Here is a 9,375-nt window from a genome sequence, read left to right on the forward strand (position 1 = left end):
ATTTCATACTCATTGATTGAATATGTCTCATCAGGCTGAGAATCGCTATCAAACCATTTGACTGGTTCATTTTTTTTCAAACTGCGCTTCGGACACTTCGGTATCCTCATTATTTTGAGGATTTGATGAGTTAGTCATTCTAAATTACCTAAAATACAAAGTGCCAATTGCTTTACTCCCAATGTCGAAACTATACTAACCCTTAACTTCATCACAACTAGGTGCTGAACATTAGCACATAACCTCTAACCATTGACCTCACTCAGAAACGAAGCTGGTTAACTACATGTTATACATATTTTCGGTATAACAATCCTTACTTAGAGTATGCGTAAATTTTGTGAATAAAATTCGCTCAAACAACGCCTAAGTAAATCAGCAAACTTCTACCTCTGATCTTTTGACATTGTTGGTTACTCATCACTGCGATCGCCCTGACTCGGCAATAAACTAGGCAATGTCTACGACGGGCTGCGCCTACGCATTAAACTGTTACTACCTCAATTAACAATCTCGGTAATTTGCCCAAATCCCGATGATTGCGCGTTAATAAAACTAATTTACGAGATAGTGCGATCATAGTAAAAGAAGTAGACTGTTGTTGCGATCGCTCTCACTCGACAACACATCATTGTATATTCATACTGGGTGAAGTTAAGCGATCACCTCTAACTCAGGAATATGTTCAGTTTCGTAGTTTTCAATTAAAACACCAATAACTTCCATTAAAGACGCGAGTGGATGCGTCTCGTCTTCACCAACCTGATCGATGAGACAATCAAGGATCTCAACTAAGCGTTCATATTCCTCTTCTGTGTGAGGAACAAAGACGTTTTCCGCAATAGATGACCAAGCAGTAATGGTTTGATCTAGGTTTAAGCTTTGCATTATTCCTTCCACTTTCCTTCATCATATTCTGAATGCGTTAACACAGCCCGAATGTAGACCTTTTGGCGGTTGTAATGAATTGCGGCAATGAGTCGAACTTTGTTACCACCAATATTAAACACTGTCAATTTACCAACTTGATCTGCGAAGGGAAACATTTCACGAAGTTCCACAAATGAGGTAAACTCATTTCCCTTGATCAATCGATACCACTGAGCCAAGGCGTTATTTGTATCTGGATAAAGTTTAGCAAATTCATTCAGCCGTTTACGAGTAATAACGTGCATTTAAAAACCCCTGATGTCTTAATAATTCTGTCATCCATATAACTCACCTCCCAGTGCTAATCTTAAATGAATTATCTGTGACATCGCAGTAAAAGAAGTAGACTGTTGTTGCGATCGCCTCGTTGCAGCACGATGTAAAGCTGTTCTAGACTTAGAAAGATGCTATGCAGTTTATAATCACCATGAGCTATCACGATATTATTACAATTGAGCCGGATAAGCGAGGTGGTAAGCCTTGTATTAGAAGGATGCGAATCACCGTGTACGATGTTCTCGGCTGGTTAGCAGCTGGTATGTCTCATGGAGAGATATTAGACGACTTCCCTGAATTAACAGAAGAAGATATTAGGGCAAGTCTAGAGTTTGCTGCTGACCGTGAACATCGTTTAGTTGCCTCTCTACCAAACGTTACGCGAACGGCAGGTGGTCTTTGAAGCTGCTTTTTGATCAAAATTTGAGTCGCAAGCTCGGTACTAAGGCTTTCTTTTTGAGGGATTGTGTGTGAGATTCATAAGAAGTAGACCCTTCGATGTCTGCGACGGGCTTCTCTACGAGACGCTACGCGAACGCCTACGCTTTTATTCGACAAAATTACTGAGGTGCAATTAGCAAAAGCGAGGTGGAGTGTATCAAACCTAAATATGCTTAAGGTACGCTTGAGCCGTCATATCTCATGAGAATTGATAAACTATTAGATATGAAACTGGAGATCAAAGACTTATGCTTAAAGACTCCCCAATTATTAGCGCATCTCCTGAAATTATGGGCGGGGCTATAGTTTTTGCTGGAACTAGGGTTCCCGTGCAGACGCTTCTAGATTATCTCAAGGCAGGCGAATCTATCGACGACTTTTTGGATGGATTTCCGACTGTTACCAAAGAGCAAGTTATCGCCTTACTTGAGGAGGCTGGAAAGCAGTTTGCTAGCATGGTAGCATAGCATGAAACTCTTGTTGGATGAGTGTATTGACCGCAAACTAGCGAGGGAATTTGTTGGCTATGAGGTAAAAACTGTTCCTCAAATGGGATGGGCAGGAGTAAAGAATGGTCAACTTCTTGCCCTTGCAGAAGCTGACTTTGATGTTTTTATCACTGTCGATCGCAACTTGTCATTTCAACAAAATCTACCACAGTTCGATATTGCGATAATTGTTTTACAAGCACAATCTAACCGTTTGATAGATATGAAACCTTTAGTACCCAAGGTTTTAGCTACTTTAGCCACGGCAGTTAAAGGACAAGCCATAGTAGTCAGTTTGTAAAAATAGAGCTTAGTAGTTCTGACCTTCAAGTTTGGAATGCGTTCAGTTTCGTAGTTTTAAATTAAAACACCAATAAATTCCATTAGCGATGTCTGCGACGGGCTACGCCTACGTCCTCACTCGACAATAAACTAGGCGATGTCTACGACGGGCTGCGCCTACGCATCAAGCTGTCCAATCTTCAATTAACAATCCGGGTACTTTGCCCAAATCCCGATGATTGCGCGTTAATAAAACTAATTTACGAGGTAGTGCGATCGCTGATAGCGTAGCATTAGCGACGCAGGAGCGTCATAGCCCGTCGTAGACATCGCAGTAACATTCCCTATCATTCCCCGCAGATAATGTAAACTTAAGCGATCGCTTCTATGCTTCGGCTTCAATACCTTGTTGTGTTGGGGATTCTAGAACTTTTGTCTGCTGCTCTTTGTACTGTATAAGGTGGGGATATTCTTTCTGAAGTTGAATATAGTAATTCACCAACTTCTGGGGGTTGTGTCCATTCTCTAGAGATATAATATGGCGAATTTTACGTATTTGGCTAATTGCCTCATCATTCTTCGTCATTTTGCGCTCCTATCAACTCTAACGGCGTAACTAGCGTTGGAACGTACAACCCCAGCATAACGTTCAGCCGTCGGATATGCCCAAACTTATTGGCATTTGCCAAATGACGACAATTCCAAGTTAAGAGAAAATCACATTTATGATAGGAAGCTAGGGCAAGATGTAGTGCATCTCCAAGTGGAACTTTGGGCATCAGTTGTTGCTGAATATACACTTCAACGATTTCAGCAACCACAGATTCAATCGGGACAAATAACAAGCCACTAATCAGTTTTATCGCCTCGCTCTTTCCAGGAAAGTTACCTCGATTGAGTTCATCCAACACTGCAAGACTAGTTACAAGCACATAGTTGTCACTTGCATAGCTCCACCATTCCCGTGTCCAGTCCCGCCGCGCCACCATATCAGGGTTCAGTACGTGCCTCGTAATAAAAACTGGGAATGGAGGTTTCAATGTAAACTTTTGGCTTCATTGCGGTAAGGAGTGACATAAATGAACGGCTTGACCATCTTTGCCAATGCCTGATACTCCAATATTATCGTCTTTATTAACTACCTAAGCGATGTCTGCGACGGGCTATTCGGTGTCGCCCTCACTCGGCAACAAACTAGGCGATGTCTACGACGGGCTGCGCCTACGCATTAAACCGTCCAATCCTCAATTAATAATCCGGGAACTTTGCCCAAATCCCGATGCTTGCGTGTTAATAAAACTAATTTACGAGATAGTGCGATCGCCGATAGCGTAGCGTTAGCGACGCAGGAGCGTCATAGCCCGTCGTAGACATCGCAGATCAACTTGTGAGCGAGGGAGTGCCTAAGCAAGATATTGTGATAGCATATCATGCACCTTATGTAAGGCAGTATACAGAGTTTGCTGTAGGCTAAACCTATTTAAATTAAAAAGCCTGTTTGCGATCGTTACTCGCAAACAGACTTGACTTTTTTATACTTCTAATTAAGCTTGTTCCCAAAGCTGACGTACATAATCAGGTAGCCAGCTAGCAATTTCCTGAATTCGTTCTTCGGAAAGTTCGTCTTTAGTGGCAGAAAACACTGCTTTAACCGCTTGCTCTCGGTCTACTGTTCCCGGCTTTCCGCCCTCATTAGCAACTCGGAACAGGAAGCGATCGGAATCAATCTTGAAGATGCCTGGGCCTTGCCAAGGTGGACGAACCCGGCTCAAAAATCTCACAAGTGGATTGCTATCTCTCCAGAGATCGGATACTTCAAACTGGAGTGCTTTTTCATCTGTAGGTACAGCCTCTGTATGCAGTTCTGCCTCAACGCGATCGCTAGCTTCTGTTGTCATTAAGTCGCGCATAACGCGAAACACAACTTCGGTAAAGTCTCTTGCATCATAAGGATCTGCAAATCCGGCTTTTACCTGAACTTTTTCTAGGAACGAGCGATGTTCGTCAGCGATCGCAGTTCGAGTATCTTCAATCTCTGTTGGGTCAACTTCTGGAATATTTGTTCTAAAACTTTGATCTGGCATTGTTTTTTCTTCTGGTTATTAATTTTGAGTCTTTATGCTTACTTTATGTAAGGTCGCACAAATCAAAAACCCTTGTAATCTTCCAGAAGTTTGAGATGGTATCTATTCAAAAGTTAGAAATTCATCTGATCTGCTCATAGCTGTAAAGTCATGGTTGAGGTAAGGAGAGCAATACTTCTAATGTTTGTGACCGTCTGTGCCGAAAACCAGTCAAAATAAATGAGTTGGTATAAAATCAGCCGAAACAAAGATGCTAGAAACAACAAACATCGAAATTAACACCTCCTATGTCAAAGTACCCAACGATGACTTAGAAATCGATGCTTACTTAGCTCAACCAGCACAAAACGGGACTTTTGGCGCGATTATAGTTTTTCCAGAAATTTTTGGAATCAACAGTAATATTCGAGATATCACCGAATTAATCGCTAAACAAGGTTATGTAGCGATCGCTCCGGCGATGTATCAACGTATTGCTCCCGGTTTTGAGGCTGATTTTAGCGCTGAAGATGTTGGCTTTAGTCCAGAAGCATATCGGCTTGGATTAGAATATTATCAACAAGTGAAGTATCAAGAGATATTCAGCGATATTCAAGCTACCATTACTTATCTCAAAACTTTACCCAATGTTAAAGATGATGCCATAGGTGTGATTGGTTTCTGTTTTGGCGGTCATGTTGCTTACATCGCTGCAACTTTACCCGATATCAAAGCAACAGCTTCATTCTACGGTGGTGGAATTACCACTTCTAGTTATGGTGAAGAGACTCCAACCATTAATCGTACCTCGGAAATTCAAGGTACTATCTATGCATTTTTTGGTACAAGAGATACATTAGTTTCTCAGGAAGAAAGCGAACAAATTGAGGCAGAATTAAAGAAACATCAAATAAAGCATCGGATATTTCGATACGATGCAGGACATGGATTCTTTGCTGGATTGTTCAAAGATAAGTACCCATTTATGGAACAACACCCAAGCTACAATCCTGAAGCTGCTCCTGATGCTTGGCAATATGTTTTAGAACTGTTTAAAAATAACTTGTGATATGGTTACAAGCTAATCAATCTTCCTTTAAAAATGTTCGTAGTCGGGACTCTAGTCCTAATTTTGTTCGTATAGCGTCTCGTAGCGAGGACTAAAGTCCTCACTACAAAACAAAATTACAAGACTGCGATACTGGTGGCTTTAAGCTTTTGAGTTTTTAAGCAGGAATTGACAACCACATAAAAACGGGTTTGGACTGTCTGTGCGATCGTCCGCCAGCACTTCAATTGGAAGCTTACTGTTGTAAATCAATTCGTCATAATCCATTAATGCATCCCACTTAATTTTGCCAGTGGGGAAGCCTAGCTGTGAAGTACCATCAGCGATTAACTCTTGCCATTTTTGAATCTCTGGGTCTTGCGATTTACAGTAATCGAGAATGGCAATAAATGCTCCAGGTTTGGTAACTCGTAGGATTTCTTTAAGAGCAAGAACTGGATCTTCAACAACACAAAGGGTAAATCCTGACGCTGCTGCATCAAAGCTATTATCAGGAAAATCAAGGTTGCAGAGATCCGATACCTTGAAGGTGATGTCTGCGGATACACGCTTTTTACGTGCTTCATCCATCATCATTTCAGAAAGATCAACACCCACAACATTTACCCCTTCCGGGTAAGCTGAAAGATTAAGACCTGTTCCTACCGCAGCATCTAGCACGGTTTGTCCTGGCTGAAGCTGCAAAGAATCAATTAGAGGTTGGCGCTCAATGTGCCAGTAACGCTTCATAATCGCGTCATAATCCACTGCTCCTTGATCGTAGGTTTCAATCACCTGATTTATCTGCATAGTTTCCTTAATAAATAAAACTACTGACTTCAACCATCTCTCTGATGTATCATAATATTTATAAAGCTTGACTACCGTAATTGTCACTAGGTAACTTGGTAATTCCAAATTAAACGTTTAGCTGGAGAGGAATCTGAATGATAAACTCGGTTCCTTTTCCAGGAGTTGAGAAACACTCCAGTTTACCGCCATGTTTTTCTGTGATGATTTGATAGCTGATGGACATACCCATTCCGGTTCCTTTGCCAATGGGTTTGGTGGTGAAAAAGGGATCGAATACTCGTTGCTGAAATTCTTTAGAAATACCAATTCCGTTATCAGCGATCGCCACTTCCAACCACGTTGAATGAACTACCGATGTGCGAATCTTAAGTTGACTGGGATTTTCCTTAATTTCCTGATAGGTAAGCTTGCTATTATTTTCTTCTAACGCATCAATCGCATTTACTAAAATATTCATAAATACCTGATTGAGTTGTCCGGCATAGCATTCTACTAGGGGTACAATGCCATAGTCTTTAATCACCTCAATTTCAGGTTGTTCTGGTTTAGCTTTGAGGCGGTGCTGCAAAATCATCAAAGTACTGTCGATGCCTTCATGAATATCAACGCGTTTAAATTCCGCTTCGTCGATGCGAGAGAAATTCCGCAACGACAGAACAATTTGACGGATGCGATCGGTACCTACTCTCATCGAAGACAACATTTTTGGCAAGTCTTCCTGCAAGAACTCCAGATCGATGTCTTCAGTAACGGTTTGAATTTCAGCAGCAGGATAGGGATTATATTGCTGATACAACTGCATAAGTGATAATAAATCCTGAGTATATTCCTGGACATGGGCGAGGTTGCCATGAATAAAGTTAACTGGATTATTAATTTCGTGTGCAACTCCAGCCACTAGTTGTCCCAGACTAGACATTTTTTCACTTTGAATAACTTGAGATTGAGTGCGCTGCAATTCCCCTAATGTATTTTTGAGTTCAGTAGTGCGTTCTTCTACCCGTTCTTCTAGTTCTTCTTTGCTTTTCTCTAGTGCAGTAAACGATTCGTGCAATTGCCCTGCCATGTGGTTGAAAGACTTGGATAGGGTATTAAGTTCTCGAATGCCGCTAGTTTCTACTTTCTGATCTAAATTGCCGGATGCCATTGCCTCACTTGCCCAATTCAGGCGTAGAATCGGGCGTACAATCCAATGAGAGGTAAACACGCCCATCACTGAGGCAAGCAACAATGCGCCAAAACAAAGTGCGATCGTGGTATGTGTGTTGGCATTAATTTGCGCCATGAATACGTTTTCTGGCACACTCACTACCACTAGCCAATCTAAGCCATACTTGTCACGCCAAGGTACAACATCGATAAAATGGCGTTTTCCTTGCACTTCAAGCTGAAAATCTGTGTCTTTAGTGATAGAAGCAAATCCGTTGAAAGTTTGGAGGTGTTTGGCAATGTTCTGGATCATTGGATTGGAACTGTCGATCGCCCGCAATCTTTGAATATTTTGATTAACGATGGTAAAGGGCTTTTCTGTAGCAGAACTGGCGACTAATGTGCCATCCCGCTCTAAAAGGAATACCTCCCCAGACTGACTAACATCTAAACTGCGTAAAAAATCGCCGAGTTTCAGCAGGTGAATGTCCGTTGCAATCATTCCCAACAACCGATTTTGCGAATCATAAATTGGACGACTGGCAGAGGCAGTAATGTAGGGCCCTGTTGGCGTATTTATGGTCACAATCTTTCCCCAAATAGGTTTGCCAGCGGCGATGGATTGGGTATACCAAGATTCGCTGAAATTGTTCCAAGTCCATCGAGCATTCACCTGAGTTCGATTACCTTGATTATCTGTGGCGTATGTGGAAGTATTATTGGGAATCTTGGCAGTCCAATCATCAATAGTAATCGTCTTGCCATCATAACGAGCAACTCCAAGCCCCTCACCCGTCGTTAGTCCGATACCAATATAAGTCAGGTCATACGCCTGCATCTGATCCCAGAAATACTTGCCAAGGGTTTGGCGATCGCGCACATCTAATATTCCCCTGCGGATAGCATCTGCATTGATCTGATTAAGGGTTTGCGGGACGGAAAGATGAGACTTCAAATGTTCATCCACTACATCGCTGGTACGATCCATCAACTGCCCTGCCAGGTCGTTAACTGCTCTTTGTCCATTTTTAAAGGACAAGTAACCCACTAAACTGACCGCTGCAAAAATTTGAATGAGGAAGGGAACAATAAGAACAATCTGTAATGGGAATGCCTTAGCTTTACCGAGATAGGGAATCTTCATTGCTGGAAGTTGAAAGTTGTGCTGATTTGATTTGCTTCTATAGTTCCCAAGATGTTCACATACTCACCTTTGTTTAAATTTTTTTGTCAAGTCAAAGGCGGCTTTAGGGTGGAATGGTACTTTCTTAAGCAAAAATTGCTGTTCAGATCCCCAACTTCTCCCCTCCGGGTGTCGGTAAGAAGTCAAGGATCTAAATCCAGCGATTTAGTAAGTGATATAGGGTGCATTGCGGGGGTTTCTTCTCTTGTATTTGCCTTGTTTCGCCACAGAGAAATCAGGCATTGTCCCCCCAATTGGCTGACTCCCAATTGTCGTAGCTGGCGCGACACAAAAAAATCAGAGTTTGAGATGTTTTAGATATTAGCAATAGCATCAGCACAAAATTTAGTTTTTTAATGTAGTTTCATGAGTTCAACTTTTAAATTTGGAGTAATTTATGCAGCGATTTCAAGTAACATCAGATAGTTTGAATATACGTTCAGCACCGATTGTTAATGAAGCTAATCAAATAGCAGTTCTTCCAAAAGGATGTATTGTATCTAAAATTAAAAATTCGGATAATGATAAGTGGTGGAAGGTTGCAACTATTCTTGAAGGAAAAACTTTAGAGGGTTTTGTAGCTCAAAAATTCCTTAGTCCAGTCACAAAATTTTCTATTAAGACTGTGCTTAAAATTGGTGAAATTCCCATTCTTCAGATAAATGGAGAATCTGCATTTTTCTATGAAGCAGGGATGAGCAT

General features: G+C 41.5%; 13 protein-coding genes and 1 pseudogene. 7 read left to right on the plus strand and 7 right to left on the minus strand.

Annotated features, from left to right (window positions below):
- Positions 1 to 654: 654 nt before the first annotated feature.
- Together IQ229_RS03275 and IQ229_RS03280 are read right to left on the minus strand one after the other, a co-directional pair.
- Positions 655 to 888 (minus strand): hypothetical protein, encoded by a 234-nt coding sequence (locus IQ229_RS03275; RefSeq protein WP_194041256.1) that lies wholly within the window; start codon positions 886 to 888, stop codon positions 655 to 657.
- On the minus strand, positions 888 to 1,175 hold the full coding sequence (locus IQ229_RS03280) for a type II toxin-antitoxin system HigB family toxin (RefSeq protein WP_194041258.1): 288 nt from the start codon (positions 1,173 to 1,175) through the stop codon (positions 888 to 890). The genes IQ229_RS03275 and IQ229_RS03280 overlap by 1 nt, the downstream gene beginning before the upstream one ends.
- Before the next feature lie 182 nt (positions 1,176 to 1,357).
- On the opposite strand from IQ229_RS03280, the gene IQ229_RS03285 reads away from it, so the two are divergent.
- The 3 genes from IQ229_RS03285 to IQ229_RS03295 all read left to right on the plus strand — a co-directional run bounded on the left by IQ229_RS03285 (position 1,358) and on the right by IQ229_RS03295 (position 2,436).
- Positions 1,358 to 1,609 (plus strand): DUF433 domain-containing protein, encoded by a 252-nt coding sequence (locus IQ229_RS03285; protein ID WP_194041277.1) that lies wholly within the window; start codon positions 1,358 to 1,360, stop codon positions 1,607 to 1,609.
- Between the two features lie 286 nt (positions 1,610 to 1,895).
- Complete coding sequence (locus IQ229_RS03290) at positions 1,896 to 2,114, plus strand: DUF433 domain-containing protein (RefSeq protein WP_194041260.1); 219 nt, start codon at positions 1,896 to 1,898, stop codon at positions 2,112 to 2,114.
- 1 nt (position 2,115) lies between these two features.
- Positions 2,116 to 2,436 (plus strand): DUF5615 family PIN-like protein, encoded by a 321-nt coding sequence (locus IQ229_RS03295; RefSeq protein WP_194041263.1) that lies wholly within the window; start codon positions 2,116 to 2,118, stop codon positions 2,434 to 2,436.
- A gap of 366 nt (positions 2,437 to 2,802) precedes the next feature.
- Here the strand turns inward: IQ229_RS03295 and IQ229_RS03305 are convergent, their stop codons facing one another.
- Both IQ229_RS03305 and IQ229_RS03310 read right to left on the minus strand, forming a co-directional pair.
- On the minus strand, positions 2,803 to 3,003 hold the full coding sequence (locus tag IQ229_RS03305) for a hypothetical protein (protein WP_190939051.1): 201 nt from the start codon (positions 3,001 to 3,003) through the stop codon (positions 2,803 to 2,805).
- A complete protein-coding gene (locus tag IQ229_RS03310; RefSeq protein WP_228013068.1) occupies positions 2,990 to 3,457 on the minus strand; it encodes a type II toxin-antitoxin system VapC family toxin in 468 nt (155 codons plus the stop codon). Before IQ229_RS03310 ends, IQ229_RS03305 begins: the two co-directional genes overlap by 14 nt.
- Before the next feature lie 109 nt (positions 3,458 to 3,566).
- Between IQ229_RS03310 and IQ229_RS03315 the strand changes: the two genes are divergently transcribed.
- Together IQ229_RS03315 and IQ229_RS03320 are read left to right on the plus strand one after the other, a co-directional pair.
- On the plus strand, positions 3,567 to 3,752 hold the full coding sequence (locus IQ229_RS03315) for a hypothetical protein (protein WP_194041267.1): 186 nt from the start codon (positions 3,567 to 3,569) through the stop codon (positions 3,750 to 3,752).
- Between the two features lie 31 nt (positions 3,753 to 3,783).
- A pseudogene (locus tag IQ229_RS03320) lies at positions 3,784 to 3,891 on the plus strand (element excision factor XisI family protein); the annotation flags it as partial.
- A 70-nt stretch (positions 3,892 to 3,961) separates the two neighbouring features.
- Here IQ229_RS03320 and IQ229_RS03325 read toward each other — a convergent pair.
- Positions 3,962 to 4,501, minus strand: a complete 540-nt coding sequence (locus IQ229_RS03325; protein ID WP_194041269.1) for a DUF2267 domain-containing protein — start codon at positions 4,499 to 4,501, stop codon at positions 3,962 to 3,964.
- A 250-nt stretch (positions 4,502 to 4,751) separates the two neighbouring features.
- Here IQ229_RS03325 and IQ229_RS03330 point away from each other — a divergent pair, with 250 nt between their 5' ends.
- Positions 4,752 to 5,549, plus strand: a complete 798-nt coding sequence (locus IQ229_RS03330) for a dienelactone hydrolase family protein (RefSeq protein WP_194041271.1) — start codon at positions 4,752 to 4,754, stop codon at positions 5,547 to 5,549.
- Between the two features lie 141 nt (positions 5,550 to 5,690).
- Here the strand turns inward: IQ229_RS03330 and IQ229_RS03335 are convergent, their stop codons facing one another.
- Positions 5,691 to 6,425: a class I SAM-dependent methyltransferase gene (locus tag IQ229_RS03335; protein WP_322743932.1), complete on the minus strand. Its 735-nt coding sequence runs from the start codon at positions 6,423 to 6,425 to the stop codon at positions 5,691 to 5,693.
- A 22-nt stretch (positions 6,426 to 6,447) separates the two neighbouring features.
- Positions 6,448 to 8,634 (minus strand): ATP-binding protein, encoded by a 2,187-nt coding sequence (locus tag IQ229_RS03340; RefSeq protein ID WP_194041273.1) that lies wholly within the window; start codon positions 8,632 to 8,634, stop codon positions 6,448 to 6,450.
- 436 nt (positions 8,635 to 9,070) lie between these two features.
- On the opposite strand from IQ229_RS03340, the gene IQ229_RS03345 reads away from it, so the two are divergent.
- Positions 9,071 to 9,375 (plus strand): SH3 domain-containing protein (locus IQ229_RS03345; protein ID WP_194041275.1); only part of this gene is annotated, 305 nt, incomplete at its 3' end.

Source organism: Nostoc cf. edaphicum LEGE 07299 (genome assembly GCF_015207245.1).
GTDB lineage: Bacteria > Cyanobacteriota > Cyanobacteriia > Cyanobacteriales > Nostocaceae > Nostoc > Nostoc edaphicum_B.